Source organism: Cupriavidus necator (assembly GCF_013141915.1).
GTDB classification, from domain to species: domain Bacteria; phylum Pseudomonadota; class Gammaproteobacteria; order Burkholderiales; family Burkholderiaceae; genus Cupriavidus; species Cupriavidus necator_B.
This window is the reverse complement of the sequence record NZ_SROX01000016.1, coordinates 59,823-77,743: the sequence shown is the minus strand read 5'-3', so window position 1 is coordinate 77,743 and position 17,921 is coordinate 59,823. Positions and strand designations below refer to the sequence as shown.

Sequence of the window (17,921 nt, the reverse complement as noted above, 5' to 3'; positions counted from 1 at the left end):
TGGGTTCGATGCAGGGCATGGACCACAGCCAGATGCAGGGCATGGGTTCGATGCAGGGCATGGACCACAGCCAGATGCAGGGCATGGGTTCGATGCAGGGCATGGACCACAGCCAGATGCAAGGCACGGGTTCGATGCAAGGCATGGATCATGGCGACATGCAGATGCAAGGGGGGAGCGCGCCCGCGGATGCGCGCGACCCGCACGGTTACTCAGGGGGCTATCAGCTCGGCGTGGGTCAATACGCCATTGGTCCGCACCGTTCGCTGCACATGGCAGACGAACACCTATTTGCCTCGGTACTCGTTGACCGGCTGGAATGGGTCAAGGGAAATGAGAGCAATGCCGCTGCCTATGAGGCGCAAGCGTGGATTGGCAGCAGCTTTAACCGCCTCGTGATCAAGGCCGAAGGCGAATCCGAGAGGCGCAAGATCCACGAGGCGCGGACCGAATTGCTGTGGGGTCATGCCATTGCCACCTATTGGGACACGCAGCTGGGTATCCGCAACGATGCCGGCTATGGCCGGCCAACCCGAAACTGGCTGGCCTTCGGTATCCAGGGCCTGGCGCCATACTGGTTCGAGGTCGACGCTACTGGCTATATCGGCACCGAAGGTCGCACTGCGCTGCGCCTGTCAGCCGAGTATGAATTGCTAATTACCCAGCGCCTGATCCTGCAACCCCGAATCGAGGCCAATCTTTATGGCAAGAACGATCCCGAGGTCGGCGTGGGCAGCGGGCTTTCCAGCGGTGCCGTGGGTCTGCGCCTGCGCTATGAGTTCAGCCGTCAGTTCGCTCCCTATATCGGCATTGAACGGTACCAAACCTTTGGCAATACCGCCGACATGGTTCGCACCGCCGGCGGCCGAAGTGGCGAAACCCGTTTTGTAGCGGGTGTTCGCATGTGGTTCTAACCACGTATTTCAATCCACACTCATATTTGGAGTTCACCATGCAAGCGCCCCGCTTCACCATTCGTGCCGCTCTGGCAGCCGCCGCTGTGCTGGCTAGTACTGCAGCCTTCGCCCATCCAAAGCTGGTATCGTCCATGCCCGCCGACAAGGCCGAGGTGGCGGCGCCGCAGAAGATCGAGCTGAAGTTTTCAGAGAACCTCGCGACCCAATTCTCCGGGGCCAGCCTCGTCATGACCAGCATGCCCGGCATGGCCAACCATGCGCCGATGAAAATTGCCGCCAAGGTTGCCGGCAGCGACGACCCCAAGACCATGGTGATCACCCCGGCCCAGACGCTGGCGCCTGGCAGCTACCGCGTCGATTGGCGTGCAGTGTCGTCCGACACGCACCCGATTAATGGCAACATCGCGTTCACCGTGAAGTGATCCGCCGATGGACTGGGCAACTGTTGCAGTGCGTTTCGCACTCTATTTCGACCTGACTGCACTGTTTGGTCTGCCGCTGTTTGGCTTGTACGCACTGCGCCGTGAGGAAATGGCGTCGCCAACGGGTGCGCGCTTTTTGGCGCTTGGCGCGGCGTTCGCGGCCCTGGGCATCGTCCTGTCGCTGGCCAATATCACCATCATGGCCAAGGGCATGACCGGTGCCGCATCCTACGCCGAACTGCAAGGCCATGTCTTCGAAATGATTGTGACAGGCACCGCGTTTGGCTCGGCCTGGGTCGTGCGACTCGTTGCCCTGGTCCTCTGCGTGCTGGTCGCGTTGTTTGTCCGCAAACGGCCAGAACTTCAATTCTGGATTCTGGCTGCAGCGGGCGGCGTCGCGCTGTCCACGCTTGCGTGGGGCGGCCATGGCGCCATGGATGATGGCATTCGACGCTACATTCACCTTGCCTCGGATATCGCGCATCTAATGGCCGCCGGCGCATGGGTCGGCGCTCTGCTCGCGTTCGTGTTGTTGTCGCATCCCTCTGCCACACCTGCCAAGGTTGCCCTACTGAGCCGCACCTCGAACGGCTTCGCTCAGGTGGGTACGATCGTTGTCGTAACCTTGGTCATTACCGGCGCAGTGAACTATTGGTTGATTGTCGGTCCGGTCTTGCCAGAACTGTCGCTGAACTCATACGGTGGACTGCTGGCGTCCAAGCTGGCGCTGTTCGGTACCATGCTCGCCCTTGCCGCGGCTAACCGTTTTCATCTGAGCCCGCGCCTGGAGCATGCCGTACGGACGAGCGACTATGCCGTCGCCGTTCGTACCTTGCGGCGCAGCCTGATGTTCGAGACCAGTGCGGCAACGCTCATTCTGGCTCTTGTCGCCTCGCTCGGCATCCTATCCCCCGCGGGCATGTAGCCACGTTTCACGAACCGCGCAGCTAGGCTGCGCTTGTTTTGCTCTCAAACAACCGCCAAGGAGATGCCATGAAGACGCTCAAGTCGTTGCTGCTGGTGTTGGGGCTGTCGCCAATGCTGGTGTGGGCTGCCGGCAGCATGGAGGGGCATGCGAGCCCAGCTAGCGCCAGTAAGTCCGCTGCCGGTCAGCCGGGCAAGCCGGCCAAGGTCTCACGCACGGTTAACGTGACCATGAGCGACACGATGCGGTTCGCGCCCGACTCGATTCAGGTCAAGCGCGGTGAAACCGTGCGTTTTGTCGTGCGGAATGTCGGCAAAGTGGAGCACGAAATGGTGATCGGTACCGCCGCTGAGTTGAAAGAGCACGCGCAGATGATGCGCAGCATGCCTGATGCTAAGCACTCTATCCCGAACCAGATTATGCTCGCACCTGGCAAACAAGGCACACTGGTGTGGCAGTTCGACGGTCCTGGGACCGTCGACTTCGCTTGTCTGGTGCCGGGCCATTTCGAAGCCGGCATGGTCGGCAAGGTGGCCGTCAAGTAAAAAGCGCGACGACGGGTGCGTCCGGCGGCGAACAAAACGGCGCACCGATGCTGAGGGTTCGACAGCGTAGGTTGGGTCATGGTGCCGCCGTGGCGGACCCGTTTTCTTGCGCGTGATCCTCCCCACTTGGAAGCGTTGACTTGTGGGGCATGACGTGGACCACATTGTTACCTGTCCAGAATGTAACGTTTGGGCAACGTTATCGTTGGAATGCCCTGATTAGACTAGATCGTGCGGCAACTCGCGTTTGGGTGCCGGTAGCCTTGCCAGTTGCCCACAGATCAGCGCAGCACCAAGCTGCGTGCGTCCTTGGCGCGGGTGGAAGTCGGGTTGTCGCAAAGGCGGGTCCGTTAGACCTTGCCGCACATCGACAGGGAGTCTCATTATGACTACCACGCAGGCTTTACGGATCGCACTGGCACTCTCTGCCTTCGGCATGGCGTCGGCGTGTGCGCCTTTGCCACCTGCTAGGGCCGATTTGTATGGTACCGTCGCTGCCGTCGAGACGGCGACTCGGTCGATCACGCTGCGGCCAGGTGCGCGATACGTTAATGTCACCTCTGGAGAAACCGTTGCTTTCCGGGGCGCCAACCGCACGGTGGCTTGGACCTTTATGACCACAAGTAGTGGACGATCGGCAGTTGCGCTGAACTTCCTTTTGCCGGATCTGCCGGAAGCCAAAGGCATCACGGCCATCATCGCGCCAAGCCCGCTCTATCGGGGCAGCTCATGACGTATTGGTTGCTTACTGGACGCTGTGCCAGACGACCACTTCGACAGCCCTCCCCCACGCCGCATCCGGACCAGTAGGCGGTGGAACGTCCGCCTTGGTCCGCTGACTTGGCGCTTGCAGACCCGAGGGGCACCGCCGGGTCTAGCCATATCGCGGCATACTGCGCAACGCGCAACGCATAGCCTTCAGTGCGCAAGTGCGTTTGCAGACCAGCCTAATGCAATTTAGCGAGAGCATGCAAAAAGTCACTGCCCCGCGGCGTGATGTGCAGACGATCGCCGTAAGCCAATTTTTCCAGATGCACCAGCTGCCGCTCAATCAATGCCTCGATCGACGCGTGATCGAGGTCGGCGAGATTGGGGGCTGCGTCGTCGATCAGCATAAGGGTGGCCACTTCATGTGGTGTCAGCATCGTAGTCTCCAGGACCCCTAGAAGTGAATCGGCGGATGGTTCCGCTCTCGTGGCGACGCGTTTCAGCATTCATTCAATGACCGCCGTGCAGACACGTCAAGGTAAATCACCGGCGCTGGGTCTACCATATGGCAATGCTCGACTTTCCATAACGGCTATGAGACTCGTCTTTCACCGGCGAGGCCATCCAGACCAGCCCCTGCATGGCATGCGCTACTACTCGATCATTGGGGCGGCGCTGGTCGTGCTTGGGCTTTTGTATCTCTTCTGGACGACGTAAGGGGATTAGTGCGGCGCAGCGTTCGCCGATCTTCGCCCACGACGAGTCATCGGCGTAGCGGCACGCGTGTTCGAGCCGTTTCGACGGCGCGCGACCGCTGCTCGCATACAGCTGTGTGCCACGCGCGAGCGGGCAGGCAGGCAAGAGACAGAAATTACCAGGCGCGATCCAAGCGCCTGAATACCAGCAAGCCGGCCGCTCAACGCGACATGTTCGTCAGCTGTGGCGTACACACCGCGACAGCTCGTGCAGGGTCACTGCAGCAGCCCAGGCTAGGCTCGAAACGGACGTAGGCGCCATCGCTGACCGGAGCGCCTGCTTGCGGTGTTTGCTTGGGTCGCTACTTCGGGCTCGCATACTGCGCGGTCGCTTCGCGCTGCGCTACTGCCATTTTCTCAGGCCAAGTGCTCTTGATGTACGCGAGCACGGCAATGATGTCGTCATCCGACATCGACTGGCCGAAGGCTGGCATGTCACTGACATAGCCTCTCGGCGCGGTCACGCCGGCAACGAGCCCGTTCTTGGTGATGGCAAACAGCACCGCGTCCGCATGGTGCCAGGTATGACCCGATGCATCATGCGGGGGCGCCGGCATCCGGCCATTTGCGAGCCGCTCGCGCCAGTTAGGCTGGCCTTCGAGCTTGACGCCATGGCACGACGCGCAGGCCTGTGCGTACAGCTGCCTGCCGCGACCGAGCTGCGCGGCATCCGTGGCATCGATGCGCAGTTGGCGCCCTTCCCTGAGCGTCTGCGGTCCACCGGAGGGTGGCTCCAGATAGCGTTTCGCCTTGAGCGCGACCCCGGTGGCCGCCGCGGCGGCCACCACCAACACGCAGGCCACGATCCAGCGCGACTGAGTTGACTCTTCCATGTCCTTTGTCTGGCAGTTCTGAAGTTCTGGCAACGCTTACCCGCGCAGCCCCGCTGCAGTCCTAGTCTTTCGAGAATGGCTTGCCGCTAAAATCCACTGTCACAAGCTTTCCGTCCATCTGCCCCATGCCTGGCGAGTTTGCCGGCATGCCGGGCACTGCGACCCCTTTCAAGGTCGGCTTCGCAGCGAGCTTGCGCACCGCTGCTGCCGGCACGTGCCCCTCCACCACCTGCGCGCTGCCATCGATCACCGCGGTATGGCAGGAGCCGAACTGGGTCGGGACGCCGAGCCTGGCTTTGACCGCCGTCATGTCGGACGAATCAATGACCTTGGTCTGGATGCCGGCCTGGTTCACGTGTTTGACCCATTCTGCACAGCAGCCACAACTGGGATCCTTGTACACCGTTAGCGTCGGCGAGGCCGCTTGCGCGCCGGTGGCGGCCGCGAGCAATGCGGCAGTGGCCAAGAAATACTTCATGGATTCTCCGAAAAACATCATGTCAATAGACAAGTCAGCACCGGTCGAGTGCCTCATCGCCAGCTTAAATCTCTGCCTGCCGCAGGCGTAGCGCATTGGAGATCACCGAGGCCGAGCTCAGGCTCATTGCCAACGCGGCAATCATAGGCGAAAGCAGCAAACCGGTGAACGGGTACAGCACCCCTGCCGCTAACGGTACCCCGAGCGCGTTATAGATAAACGCGAAGCCAAGGTTTTGTTTCATGTTGCGAATGGTTGCCTCGGATAGCTCGCGTGCGCGCGCAATGCCACGCAGGTCGCCTTTGACCAACGTCACCTGCGCACTGTTCATCGCCACATCGGTGCCGGTGCCCATGGCGATGCCCACATCCGACTTGGCCAGCGCCGGGGCATCATTGATGCCGTCACCGGCCATGGCGACCACCGCTCCGCTTTGCTGCAGTTGGCTCACCAGTTGAAGCTTGTCCGCGGGCTTCACTTCGCCGTGGAACTCCGCAATGTCCAGCCTTGCGGCCACCGCCTTTGCCGTGGCCACGCCGTCGCCGGTGGCCATGACCACGCGGATGCCTTCGGCCTTCAGGGCCGCCAGCGCCTCGGGCGTTGAGCCTTTGACGGGATCCGACACCGCAAGCAGGCCGGCCAGACGGCCATCGACGCCGAGATACATAACGCTCGCGCCTTGTGCGCGCAGCGTATCGGCTTGGGCGCGCAGCGCCTCGGTGTCGATGCCGTCGGCTTGCATCAGCGCCGTATTACCAATGGCGAGTGTCTTCCCACCGACCGTACCGCGCACACCGATGCCCGTGCTCGATTCAAAGTCCTGTGACTTCTCCAGCGCCAAGCCACGAATGCGGGCCGCCTTAACCAGCGCCGCGGCCAGCGGATGTTCGCTGCCCTGGTCCAGGCTCGCCGCCAGCCGCAGGACTTCGTCGTCGGCATAGCCATTGGCGCCAATTGCACGCTCGAAAGCCGGCCGCCCCTCGGTCAGGGTACCGGTCTTGTCGACGATCAGGGTGTCGACCTTGCGCAGGTTCTCGATCGCGGCGGCGTCGCGGAACAGCACGCCGTTGGTGGCGCCCTTGCCGCTGGCAACCATGATCGACATCGGCGTGGCCAGCCCCAATGCACAGGGACAGGCGATGATCAAGACCGCAACTGCATTGATCAGACCGAACACCCAGCTGGGCTGTGGACCGAACAGGCCCCAGGCAAAGAACGTCACCACGGCGACGCCGATGACGCCGAGCACGAACACGCCCGCGACCTTGTCGGCCATGCGTTGCATCGGCGCCTTTGAGCGTTGCGCCTGCGCCACCATCTGTACGATCTGGGAGAGCACTGTTTGTGCGCCAACCTTCTCCGATCGGATGATCAGGCTGCCTGAGGTATTCATGGTGGCGCCAATAACGGGGTCGCCCTCGCGCTTGGTGACCGGCATCGGTTCACCGGTGATCATGGATTCGTCCACCGAACTGCTGCCTTCGGTCACGATGCCGTCGACGGGCACCTTCTCCCCGGGCCTTACGCGCAACAAGTCGCCGACATGCACATGAGTGAGGGGCACATCCTCCTCGGCGCCATCGCGTCCGATGCGGCGCGCCGTCTTGGGCGCGAGCCCGAGCAACGATTTTATCGCTGCGGAGGTTTGGGATCGCGCCTTAAGTTCAAGCAGCTGGCCGAGCAGCGTCAACGAGATGATGACGGCGGCGGCCTCAAAGTACACGCCGATGCGGCCGTGGGCGGCAAAGGTCTGCGGGAACGCATCCGGTGCCACGGTTGCGACCACGCTATAGGCATAGGCCGCACCCGTGCCCAGACCGATCAGCGTCCACATATTGGGGCTGCGATGCAGAAACGACTGGATGCACCGCACGAAAAAGGGCCAACCCGCCCACAGCACCACCGGCGTCGACAGGACCAGTTCGACCCAGCTCTGCGTCGCCGCCTCCATCCACCCAAATCGATGCCCGAGCATGGCCAACACCGTGGTCACCACCGTCAACGGCAGCGTCCACCAAAAACGGTGCCGAAAATCCACCAGCTCCGGATTCTCGGTCTCGTCCAGGTCCGGCAACAGCGGCTCCAGCGCCATGCCGCATTTCGGACAGTTGCCGGGATGATCCTGCCGGATCTCGGGGTGCATCGGACAGGTGTAGATCGTGCCGGGAGGCCCCGATTCCGCATCCGGGGCGGCTGAAGGGGCCGCGGCAGGAGCTGCCGCAGCCGCGGCGTGCTTGGCCGGGTCCGCCTCGAACTTGCGCTGACACGATGCACTGCAAAAGTAATAGGGAATGCCAGCGTGTTGGGTCTGGAATGCCGAGTCGGCCGACACCACCATGCCACAAACCGGATCTTTGGCGGTGCCGACGCCCGACACTGGGCTGTCGTGCGGCGCACCGTGGCGATGGGAATGGTGCTGGTCAGCATGCGCGCCAGGACCGGGGCTTGTTGCCTTGTCAGGGTGCCCCGCTTTCGGTGGGTGGCGCTGGCTGCTGGGTTCATTCATGGAAGGCCTCCTGTTAGTCGTGGCGCTGTCCGTCCACCGGGTCGCCGCCTTCTTTTGAAGGCGCGCTGCGCCCGTGGCCGCCATGGAATAGATGCATCAACGGGCACAATAACACTAGCGCAAATGGCAGCCAGGAAGCAACCGCACTCCAACGCGGCATCCCGAGCGCGATGGCGATGACGATCGCCACGGCGGCAAGGACGATCCCCCAACGCAGCGACCAGCGAAACCGACGGATTTGGCCGGCGTTGGCGCCATGATGCGTCGATTGGGCATGACATGCTTTCATGACAGACTCCTTACCATGACGGGAAGCTGACCGGCAGCCAATCGCCGCACTCAGCTTTCTTGTGATAACGGTAGAGCTTCCGATAATGGGAAGGTCAAGCCGGTTCGCGTCAACAATGCGCCAGGTCAAAAGGCCTCACGGTGATACACTGCCCGGCAAAATGCACACCATGACCGACACCATCCGCATCCTCATTGAGCGCTGGAAGACCGATCCCGCCGGCGCCTATCAAACCTGGTTTCTTTGGCCGGAGCGGCTGAAGAATTTCCGCTCGATTCGGCGTGGCATCGGCGCGGTGGTCGACGAGATCCAGGCCGGTACATTCGGCAACGCGTATCGGGGCTCATCGCTCGAGACCGTGGTGTCTTCAATCGCAGAGCAACGGCAGATTTTCAAAGGCGCGGATCACGCCTTTCTGTGGAAGCCAAAACTGCGCATTCCAGATATCTATGAGCATGCCGACAATCAGCGTGCCTTTGCCAGACTGCTCCATACTTGCAACTGCTGTGACACCGAATCCGAAGTCCTTGATGCGGTTCGTCAGCTGAGCAGCCTCGGCATCAAGGGTCTCGGGCCGGCGGCGGCCAACCTGCTGTATTTCATTCATCCCACGCTGGTGATGCCGTTCAACACCGCAATTGTCAACGGCTATAACGCCCTGACCGGATCGGCGGTCAAGCTTGGCAAATGGGATCACTATCTGGCGATGCGCGAGGGGGTACTCACCCTGAATCAGCGTTATCGGGATTTGCTCTCCAATGACCTTGGCGCGATCGCGGGCCTACTGTTTGACATCGGCATGCAGCGCTATCCGCTGCCACCGCGGCAAGCGCAGGCCGACGATGTGGCCGTCTGGCAGCAGGAACTGGCCAAGGTGCGCGAGCAGGCTGCCGCGCTTGCCAGGCAGATTCAGCTGGGGCAGGCTGAAGACGCCACCCATACCGAAGTGCAGGGATGGCTGCGCGATCTCGGCAAGTCGCTCGGCTTTGCCGTTTGGATTGCCACCAACGACCGAAGTCGGCTGTACAACGGCGAGCCCTTGAGCCAGGGCTGTCTCTCAACGTTGCCGCCGGCGCTGCTGGTGGCGGGAGGCGATACCGTTCCATGGATTGACACCGTCTGGCTAAATGCCACCACCCTTGAGGTCGAAGCCGCCTTTGAAGTCGAACATACCACCTCGATCTATTCCGGTATCGTGCGCTTGCTGGATCTGGCCCTCGGCTCCGACCCGTCCGCCCGCAAGCATCTGTTCCTGGTCGCGCCGGATGATCGCGAAGACGACGTGCGCGCGCAATTGAGCCGCCCGGCTTTTAGCCGCGTCTCGGCACTCAATATCCGCTATGTCCCCTATTCCAGCCTGCGCGAGCATCGCGAAAGCATTGCGCGCTTTGGCAGTGGCTTAAAGCCGATCGAGGCCATCGCGAGACAGTTGTGAGTCCGGTCCTGGCGGTGGTCGGCGACGGCGCGAGCAAGCTTTCGGGCCCTGGTGCGGCGCGGCGCTGCCTAGCCGCACGTCGGCCCGCAGCCCCCACGCGAGTAGCAAGCTGACCGCCCACGCCACCCAGAGGGTTGCGAGCGTGTGCGACAGGAAGTGCGCGCCCTGCGCCATGCGCGCCGCGCCAAGCGTGCCGCCCAGCAGCAGTCCGCCAGCCAGCCCAACCCACGCCCAGCGACGGCCGGCAGGACGCAATGCGATCCCCCAGACGACCCAGAGAAAGCCGGTGGCCGCATGACCGGCAGGAAAGCATTGTCCCGGCTTGACGTCTGCCGGCAGCGGATCCAGCAACCGCATATAGGGCAAGCTGCCGCCGAATTGAGCCATGTCCCAGGGACAGTGGCGTCCCGTCATGAGCTTCAGGAGCGTGACGCTCAACGGGATCACCACCATGCCCGCACCGGCAAGCAACGCATTGCGACGCGGCAGCCAAGGCAGACGCCCCCGCCAGCCCAGCCAGCAGACACCCATGGCCGCGGCTACGGCGACGTAAGTGAGCCACTTCGCGCCCTTGTGGAGCACCGCTTCAAATAGCCAGTGCTGGCGCAACGGGAAGACCGTCCGACCGACATCGTAGAAACGGCCCTCGAGCCAGAGGTCGAGTTCGGTGCGCTGGAACACGTAGGCCAGCACCAGCGCGGCCGATGCCAGCATCCACCATTGCTGGCGCAGCCAACGCTGACTGGCGGGCGTCTGAACCAACGGCATTTCTCTCATGGGGGCATTATCCGTTGCGGCAGCGTGCCGACAAATCCATGGTGGCATCCCGGGTCTGGGTGCGGATATCCAGCAGGCCCAAGACCGTGGAGAATAAGTGGTCATGCGTGGCGGGTTCGCGCGCACGCGCCCGCAGGCAGGAGACATCGAGCCGCATGCGCTGGGCGAATGAGGCGGAGAACCACATCACCATCGGTACCTCGGTCTGCTCCCGCGGAGCAATCGCGTAAGGCATGCCATGCAAGAACAGTCCGCGCTCTCCCAGCGACTCGCCATGGTCTGATACATAGATCATGGCCGTGTCATAGCGCGCCTCGAGTTGTTCGAGCCAGTCGATGGTGCGTGCGAGCACATGATCGGTGTACAGCAATGCATTGTCGTACGCGTTGCGAATTTGCTCTGGGGTACAGCGCGAGAGATCATCGGTGTCGCAAGTCGGACCGAACTGCGCGAATCGGGCCGGATACCGCCGGTAGTACGCGGGACCATGATTGCCAAGTTGGTGCAGGACCACGACCAAGCTGCCAGGTAGCTGGTGCCGCAATGCTTCCGCCCCGGCTAACAACACTTCATCCAGGCAGCGGTCGCGATCGCATAATGCCGACATAGCCTGAGGATCCGGCTGCCACGTGGGCACACCTGTACAGACGCCTTTGCATCCTGATTGATTGTCTGCCCACCCCACCTTCATTCCCGCTCGTCCGATGACGTGTAGCAAAGACTCGCTGGCCTTGATCGCATCTTCGTCGTAATTGCGCCGTCCCTGGGGCGAGAACATACAGGGCAACGAGACCTCGGTATTGGTGCCGCAACTGGTGACTTGAGCGAAATTGATCACAGCGCGCTGCGACAGGTTCGGCGTCGTGTCATGGGGCGACCTGCCACTGAGCCCCCAGTCCGCCGCTCGTGCGGTTTCTCCCACGACCACGACGAAGAGCAGGGGCTTGTTGTGCTCGCTCCAGCTAGCGCCGAGCCGGGCGTCGGTGCCAACCGGCCGGCGCGGCCGGTTCGCGGTACTGGCATCGCGTGCCAGCGCCCCGGTGAAGGCGTACACCACATTGACCGGCGCGAGCAGATAGCGGATCTCTTTATGATTGCGCATCTGGGCTGCGAAGTCCTTAAACACCAAGGACAGCGTCCCCACGCCGGCAACAATCGCCACCAAAATCGCGACCACGCGCAGGCCGACGCTTCGTGTCAGTGAGCGCTGGCGCAGCGTCACCCAGGGCAACAACAACAATGGTGGTAGTGCCAAGAGCGCGATGCTGCACATCATACGCAGCGTTAGCAACTCGCGAGCTTCCGCCACGTCGGTGCGCAGCACATTGCGGGCCATGCTGGGGTCAAGGTAGATGCCGTATTGACCCATGAAATAGCTGGCACCGGCGGCCACTACGACCAAAATTGTCAGCAACGGTTTGGCCGTCCAGCGGTTTATGAACGGCGCCAGCAGCACAAAATGCGCCGTGACCAGCGCGGTGCCCACTGCCACGCCGTAGCCCAGATCACGGAGCCCGCTCAACGTCCGTTCGGCGAATAGCGCCCGCCAGAACGGACCGTTCAGGACGAGAACAAAGTATAGGCAGAAGCCGAGTAGCAAGGTCTCGACGCCGACCTCCAGACGCCAGGGGCGACCCACCTTTGCGCGCGCGCCGCTTGGTGGTGTGTCGGGCGAAGCCGGGTCACGGCGCGACCGGTTTAGATTCGGTTCCATCATTGGCGCATGGCGCGAAAGGCGGGACATTACCAGCCCCAGGCGTTGCAGTACGCAACGCTGTGTTGAGCCAGTGGTGGACAAAAAGAATCGCGCCGAAGGCGCGATGATGACTCGCTGGGCTGGGTGCGGTCCGACCGCTGCAGCCTATGCCGTCTGCCTAGATCAGGGCCTGGTCCGACCCGAGCCGGCGCATCGGCAAGGCTGAATCTCGGCGCGTGCGCAAGCACGATAACGGGTATCGGGACAGTTTCCCCGATACCCGCCCCGCGTCAACGCACCGGCCCACCGAGCGGCCCATCGCCCCGGCGAGTCGGCGCGTTGCCGAGATTTAGGCGCCGTCGCTGAACGTGTCGCGAGGGCCTACGGCGTGGCTACCGTCTGTGAACGGGTCCCGCGTGCCCATGGCGTGACTGCCATCGGTGAACGGATCGCGCGTGCCCATGGCATGCGCTCCATCGGTAAAGGGATCGCGCGGCGAATTGACGCCAGCGTTCGCGATGCCCGCGACGCCACCAAGGGTTGCCACGGTCAATGCCACCAAGGCAGTCTTCTTCAATGTACGCATTCTATTTCTCCTTGTTTCGATAGTGGCTCAGTGAGCCTGCATTTGCAGTGTAGAAAGATGTACCCCACCAGGGCCTGACGACAAAATTACAAATGTGTCATGTTGTCACTCCCGGCAAACCGGCCATTCTTAGCCACCGGTAAAGAGCTTGCTGCGCTCGATATAGACGCGCACGCCTTGGGCGTTGGGCATTGCCGGGAATAGGACGCCAAGATCCACGGATTTTCCTTGAACAAATTCGGCGAACGTCCAGGTGGCCTGCTGCGCGCCGCTGCGGAAGGTAACGGTGTCGCCGGAGGCCACATTGACAGACTTCAGGCCGGGAGCGAGAGTCACCGCGCGTGCGGCCGTGTTCGCCGGCGCCAGGCTACCGAAGAGCGTCGCCTGCGGCCCCAATGGGGTAGCAGCCTGCGCCGTAGCCATTGCGCTGGGCACTGTGAGCGATGCCGATGAGCTGGCTTGGTCGGCGGCTTGCCGCCGCACGTGCTCCGCCCAGTTGTCGCCCGCATTGGTTCTGGTCTGGTCCGCACTCCACGCCGGTGAACTGGATAGGACGGAAACGGCCGCCAGCGCCAATGCGGTCAAAGCGGTCAAAGCGGTCTTCTTGGTGTTCATGATGCGCTCCATAACGTTTCGAGGCGTAACCTCTTAAGTGTCATGGTAGGCAACCGGCACTCACGCGGGCGTTACTCGCGAATTACATCCCCGTAAGCTTTCCCGCATCCATCTGCGCCGCAGAAATGGGTACTTCGGCGAGGTGAACGACCTGGATAGCCAGGCGCGAGGGCCGCGCCTGCGACGCTGCCCTGACGGCCGCGCGAACCGAGGCATTTGGGAAGAACCCAAGCCGACGCGTCCGCTCTTGCGCCACAGACGAGCCTGGCGAAGGCTTGAGACGCGGCCCGCGGCGTCCTCGTCATTGACGTTAAACGCCGCGATGGGCCCACGCGTGACTGCGTCCTCTACAAAGTCCAGCCCTTCTTCCTGGCCACCAGCAGCAGCGAGCCGCCTGCCGGGAAACGCAAACCGGCCCGTATTAGGTTGTGCTCGAGGGTGCAAACACCCCCGAGCATGCCGTTCATGGCCGCCCCAATGCGAAACCCGTCGTCCATGGCATCGCCGGGCGGCTTGGCGCGCTGCCACACCCGGGAGATGGCCATCGCAGGCAGCAGCAGCGTCATGAAGGAGGTGACGTCCACGATTTCGAACCCGGCCGCCTCCACTTTCTTCACCAGTTCTTGGCGCGTATAGCGCCGCTTATGCTTGGCCGCATCGTCCATATGGCTCCACAGCGACGGATGCTGGGGCACTGTCAATACGATTCCCCCATCATTCCTGCAGGCCCGGTACATCTCCGCTAATACTTGAGCGTCGTCGTCGACGTGTTCGATGACGTCAAACGCCCCCATGACATCGAAGGCTTGGGCAAAGGGAATGGCACGGGCATCCATTTGCAACAATTGAGCTTTGCATTTGCGCTGTCCCTGCATCAGGGCGCGCAACGATGCCTCGCCGCCGACCAAGCGTGCACGCGGGAAGCGGGCCTGGATCGCGCGCAGGTTCTCCGCGGTTCCGCAACCGACGTCCATGAAAGAGCGCAAGGCCGGAAAGTAGCGCTGCAGCGCGTCCAGGATCAGTTTGCGGCGATAGACGAACCAGAAGTGCGTCGCTTCGAGCTTCTCGTACTCGACAAAGAGCGGTTCGTGAAAGCCATCATGGTCGACCATCATGGCAGGTGCTAGGCAGAGCACGCCAGCCAGAACACGGGGCTGCCAACCGCACGCGCTGCACGCCCACACGTCAATTTTGAGCGGGGCCTTACATTGATTACAGATGCGCATCGCTGTCTCCAATATGTGCGCGCGCGCGACATCGCACGCCGCACCATAATTGCCCTACCTTGCTCTCGCACAGGAACGAGCGCAGGCAGGCTTGTTTCGTCTTCGGTCAAGGACGAGATCTAGGAAGGTGGAGGTAGCCAGCCCAGGAGTTGCTTGGGCGGCGTCAGAGATGGGGGGAAGGCGGGCGCAGCAGCGTTTCAGGCGTTGTGCTGGCAAATATCCACAGCAGAGACGCCGGTAGCATGCTGTTCATGGACAATGCTTGGGTCCCCGAGAAGGCAAAGATGGCAAGTGTCGAGGCGGCCGAGCAGGCAGAACACGCATGACAACCGCGCCCCTTGCCGCGCTCTTTGCTTGCCGGACAGTGATGCGACCTCGGATCGCAGTGTGCGTCGGCCTGGTCGGCGCTCGCCTCGTCAGCGACGTCGATGGTGGCAAGGATGGCGAAGAGACCGGCGCCCTGCCGCAACTCGGTCAGCTCGCCGCACGAAAGAGTAGCCGCTGCGCCAACGTTCTGAATCGGCAATACCAATACAACGAGCCAAAGCGATAGGTGGCGCAACAGCCTTCTCATCCGGCGGCATCAAGCATCAATTGAGTCGGGAGTCTATACGAGCCGCCTGTCAGTAGAATGACGTGGACATGACAGACGCGGCGCTTCTCCTGATTTTTTCAACGGACGCCGGCGTCACGGTAACGAACAAAGCCTAGAAGCGATGCCTCTGATGAAAGCATCCGTATCATGCGGGAGTCCCCCGCTCCGGCTACCGGTGTCGGCACGCCAGCGGGCAATCAATAACAGGCGAGTGCGTCAGTGGTCGCGTGAACCGTGAGCGGCATTGTGCCAGCGGCGCTCAGGCTCACGTCGCCCATGTTCGATGCCGTGGCGCGGCTGGCGATGCGACTCGCGCGGCGCAGTGCCATGCCCGTACGAGGGCTGCGCATCATGTACCACCGCAACCGCGGGCACGACGTGCACAGCGGCAGGCGCCGGCCGTGACGGGTAGAGGCCTGCCCGACCATAGCCCTCATGCGTGTAGCCATGCGTCTGCGCATTGGCGTAACTGAACCCGATGACCAGCGCGGTGCCGACTAGGATGGGAAGCTTTTTCATATTTTCTCCTTTGCGTGCGTAGAGGGTGGGAGCATACGACTTCTACATTGCCGGCAGTGTTCGCGTTTCCCTACAAATGTGAGCGGTTGTAACGGCATTACCCCAGCAATGACGCGCGAGTCGAACTCGATGACTGCCGCGTAATGGTTGGGTAATGATGGCGGCAATTTCCAAACGGGAACGCTTGCTGCCATTCCCGGGCCAAGACAACACAGAAAAAATTCCTGCACGTAATGGTCGCGTAATACTAGCTGGTCGTGAATGTCGCAATCTCCTGCCGATGAACATCACTAGGACGAAAGCCCAACCGAACATGGATGGCCAGCATGTAATGGTTGGGTCATCGCATAGCAATGTGAAGTAAGGTCGCTGAAAGATGGCACGCTGCGGGGCCCTTCTGCAAAGGCAGATCTTGGTGCAAAAGCAATCAGAACCTAGATTCACGATAACGGCATTGCCGTTTGCACACCGCTTCGCTGGCTTCCCGGTCGTGTCGCGCCCTGAACCACCGCAACGGACTCTCGTCATCTAGGGCAAAGGAGAAATCATGCGTGTCTTATTACTCATTACCGTCATGTTGGCCGGGTGCGCGACCGTCGCAGAACGTACCGCGCACGCCGAGCGCGATATGGAGACCTCATTACGCGTTGAGGGCCCCGCTTGCGAAAAGCTCGGCTATCAGAAAGACTCGGATCCGTGGCGTGACTGCGTGTTACGCCTCAGTGCCGGAAGTGGACCGTGTATGCATCGACGGTTTTGAAACGCATGCCCCGCGTATGGCGGGGCAATTCGCGGCGAGTTCGTTCTCTACACCCGACGCCTAGCGGCTGCGGATGGGTGGCGCTTACCGGTCGTTTTCAATCGAAGCGCGACGCCAGCCTGCGCACTGCTTGACCTTACCCCCGTGGGAAGGTCCATAGTGCAAATGAGGACGGCATCGCGGCGATCACGCCTTGGCCGTACCACGCATCCAGCGGGGAAAGCATGACGACTGCAACGCCAACGTTATTTGATGACGTGTTCGCTGCGTTCCGTCTGGCCTGCGCACAGCAGCAGTACAGCGTGGCCGAGCACCTGCTGGCTGCCCTGGAACAATTGGCCGGCGACAACCATCGCATGCTCGACGAGGTCTACCTGTCGTTCGCGTCGACCTGCCCTGCAGGCAACGCGCTGTCGGACTCAACCGTGCCGCGCGCAAGATGAAGTTCTATACTCAATATGGTTCCCGCGACGGCGCTACTCGGCTCGGAGAGGTCCAATGCGTAAGCCTATGAATCGCCTTTGGCGTCTCGTCGTGCTCCTGACCCTGGCGCTGGCTTTGCCTCTACGAGCTCAGGCCGGACCGTTGGACAACTGCTGTATCGCTGGCATCGCTCAAATGCCAGCACACGGACCTGCTCAAGCGGCGCAAGCCAGTGTCGAGACCGGCAGTCCCCATGACTGCGTCAGTCAATTCGGTTGCGCCGGTGACCGACATGTCAGCGGCCCGTCTCGTCTTCCCTGCACGATTTCCGCTTGTGCAATCCTCGCGGGCACGCCGTTGGCCACCGCCGCCCCCACGGATGCATGGACCAGCGTGTTGGTCGCGCATCCGGAGTTCGCATATCGCTCCGTCGTTCCGCCTCGCCTCGAGCGCCCGCCCAAACGGTACTGTCTGTAGGGCGGTCTCGCACGGCGAGGGTGCCGCACTTGGTGCCATCGCACCAACGTGCTCGTCTGATTTCGACATTTGCAGTGTCGCCTGCCGCTCGCTGGTGGGTTTAGGCCGCGCGCTGCATACCCAGAACGAGGAACATCATGAAATTCTTTTTTCACGCGCTAGGGGGCGCCGTCGCCCTTGGGCTCTCGCTGTCAGCAGTCGCCGGTCCGGACTGGTATGTGATCGAAAAGGCTCGCAACGCCAAGCGGGCTGAGGCGCAACAATTGAAGGCGCAGCAGGCAGAGGACCACACCGCGATGAGGCGTGACCATGCCGCCATGATGCAAAAGTGCCGCGAAATGATGGGTCAGCCCAAGTAACCGGCATACTCCGATGCGCTGCGTTGGCGTGGCGCATCGGAGCGCCTCGATTGGGCGATGCCACAAGTGGGTCGC

The 17,921-nt window shown here is 62.0% G+C and carries 20 protein-coding genes; 8 read left to right on the top strand and 12 right to left on the bottom strand.

Annotation, left to right across the window (positions count from 1 at the left end; genetic code table 11):
- The 5 genes from E5S69_RS24370 to E5S69_RS24350 form a co-directional block, all read left to right on the top strand.
- Positions 1-914, top strand: a 914-nt coding sequence (locus tag E5S69_RS24370; protein ID WP_171517103.1) for a copper resistance protein B, incomplete at its 5' end; no start/stop codon positions are given.
- Positions 915-952: 38 nt separating this feature from the next.
- Positions 953-1,339 carry a copper homeostasis periplasmic binding protein CopC gene (gene copC / locus E5S69_RS24365; RefSeq protein WP_053823086.1) on the top strand — a complete coding sequence of 129 codons (387 nt, stop codon included), beginning with the start codon at positions 953-955 and terminating at the stop codon, positions 1,337-1,339.
- A 7-nt stretch (positions 1,340-1,346) separates the two neighbouring features.
- Positions 1,347-2,264, top strand: coding sequence for a copper homeostasis membrane protein CopD (gene copD / locus E5S69_RS24360; RefSeq protein WP_115737201.1), 918 nt, complete (start codon positions 1,347-1,349; stop codon positions 2,262-2,264).
- A 68-nt stretch (positions 2,265-2,332) separates the two neighbouring features.
- Entirely contained in the window at positions 2,333-2,809 is a 477-nt protein-coding gene (locus E5S69_RS24355; protein ID WP_053821774.1) for a cupredoxin domain-containing protein, read from the top strand.
- A gap of 385 nt (positions 2,810-3,194) precedes the next feature.
- Positions 3,195-3,542, top strand: a complete 348-nt coding sequence (locus E5S69_RS24350) for a CzcE family metal-binding protein (RefSeq protein WP_082371461.1) — start codon at positions 3,195-3,197, stop codon at positions 3,540-3,542.
- A gap of 214 nt (positions 3,543-3,756) precedes the next feature.
- Here E5S69_RS24350 and E5S69_RS24345 read toward each other — a convergent pair whose 3' ends face one another.
- From E5S69_RS24345 to E5S69_RS24325, 5 genes are all read right to left on the bottom strand, one after another.
- On the bottom strand, positions 3,757-3,954 hold the full coding sequence (locus E5S69_RS24345) for a hypothetical protein (RefSeq protein WP_082371627.1): 198 nt from the start codon (positions 3,952-3,954) through the stop codon (positions 3,757-3,759).
- 620 nt (positions 3,955-4,574) lie between these two features.
- Positions 4,575-5,138, bottom strand: coding sequence for a c-type cytochrome (locus tag E5S69_RS24340; protein WP_395896956.1), 564 nt, complete (start codon positions 5,136-5,138; stop codon positions 4,575-4,577).
- Positions 5,139-5,166: 28 nt separating this feature from the next.
- Complete coding sequence (locus E5S69_RS24335; RefSeq protein ID WP_053823085.1) at positions 5,167-5,583, bottom strand: DUF411 domain-containing protein; 417 nt, start codon at positions 5,581-5,583, stop codon at positions 5,167-5,169.
- 64 nt (positions 5,584-5,647) lie between these two features.
- Positions 5,648-8,089: a heavy metal translocating P-type ATPase gene (locus tag E5S69_RS24330; RefSeq protein WP_115737202.1), complete on the bottom strand. Its 2,442-nt coding sequence runs from the start codon at positions 8,087-8,089 to the stop codon at positions 5,648-5,650.
- A gap of 13 nt (positions 8,090-8,102) precedes the next feature.
- Complete coding sequence (locus tag E5S69_RS24325; protein WP_115737203.1) at positions 8,103-8,378, bottom strand: DUF2933 domain-containing protein; 276 nt, start codon at positions 8,376-8,378, stop codon at positions 8,103-8,105.
- Between the two features lie 169 nt (positions 8,379-8,547).
- Between E5S69_RS24325 and E5S69_RS24320 the strand changes: the two genes are divergently transcribed.
- Positions 8,548-9,813 (top strand): type II restriction endonuclease, encoded by a 1,266-nt coding sequence (locus E5S69_RS24320; RefSeq protein WP_115737294.1) that lies wholly within the window; start codon positions 8,548-8,550, stop codon positions 9,811-9,813.
- Here the strand turns inward: E5S69_RS24320 and E5S69_RS24315 are convergent.
- The 7 genes from E5S69_RS24315 to E5S69_RS24285 form a co-directional block, all read right to left on the bottom strand.
- A complete protein-coding gene (locus E5S69_RS24315) occupies positions 9,778-10,590 on the bottom strand; it encodes a phosphatase PAP2 family protein (RefSeq protein ID WP_082371458.1) in 813 nt (270 codons plus the stop codon). The genes E5S69_RS24320 and E5S69_RS24315 overlap by 36 nt on opposite strands.
- Positions 10,591-10,597: 7 nt before the next feature.
- Complete coding sequence (locus E5S69_RS24310) at positions 10,598-12,334, bottom strand: phosphoethanolamine transferase (RefSeq protein WP_115737204.1); 1,737 nt, start codon at positions 12,332-12,334, stop codon at positions 10,598-10,600.
- Positions 12,335-12,635: 301 nt separating this feature from the next.
- Entirely contained in the window at positions 12,636-12,872 is a 237-nt protein-coding gene (locus E5S69_RS24305) for a hypothetical protein (protein WP_115737205.1), read from the bottom strand.
- A gap of 129 nt (positions 12,873-13,001) precedes the next feature.
- Positions 13,002-13,487, bottom strand: coding sequence for a CzcE family metal-binding protein (locus E5S69_RS24300; RefSeq protein ID WP_115737295.1), 486 nt, complete (start codon positions 13,485-13,487; stop codon positions 13,002-13,004).
- A gap of 347 nt (positions 13,488-13,834) precedes the next feature.
- Positions 13,835-14,602 (bottom strand): class I SAM-dependent methyltransferase, encoded by a 768-nt coding sequence (locus E5S69_RS24295; RefSeq protein WP_232348068.1) that lies wholly within the window; start codon positions 14,600-14,602, stop codon positions 13,835-13,837.
- Between the two features lie 274 nt (positions 14,603-14,876).
- Positions 14,877-15,275, bottom strand: a complete 399-nt coding sequence (locus E5S69_RS24290; RefSeq protein ID WP_115737207.1) for a hypothetical protein — start codon at positions 15,273-15,275, stop codon at positions 14,877-14,879.
- 249 nt (positions 15,276-15,524) lie between these two features.
- Positions 15,525-15,827, bottom strand: coding sequence for a hypothetical protein (locus E5S69_RS24285; RefSeq protein WP_115737208.1), 303 nt, complete (start codon positions 15,825-15,827; stop codon positions 15,525-15,527).
- 984 nt (positions 15,828-16,811) lie between these two features.
- Here E5S69_RS24285 and E5S69_RS24280 point away from each other — a divergent pair.
- Both E5S69_RS24280 and E5S69_RS24275 read left to right on the top strand, forming a co-directional pair.
- Positions 16,812-17,030, top strand: coding sequence for a hypothetical protein (locus E5S69_RS24280; RefSeq protein ID WP_145987315.1), 219 nt, complete (start codon positions 16,812-16,814; stop codon positions 17,028-17,030).
- A 594-nt stretch (positions 17,031-17,624) separates the two neighbouring features.
- Entirely contained in the window at positions 17,625-17,846 is a 222-nt protein-coding gene (locus E5S69_RS24275; RefSeq protein ID WP_062799422.1) for a hypothetical protein, read from the top strand.
- Positions 17,847-17,921 lie beyond the last annotated feature (75 nt).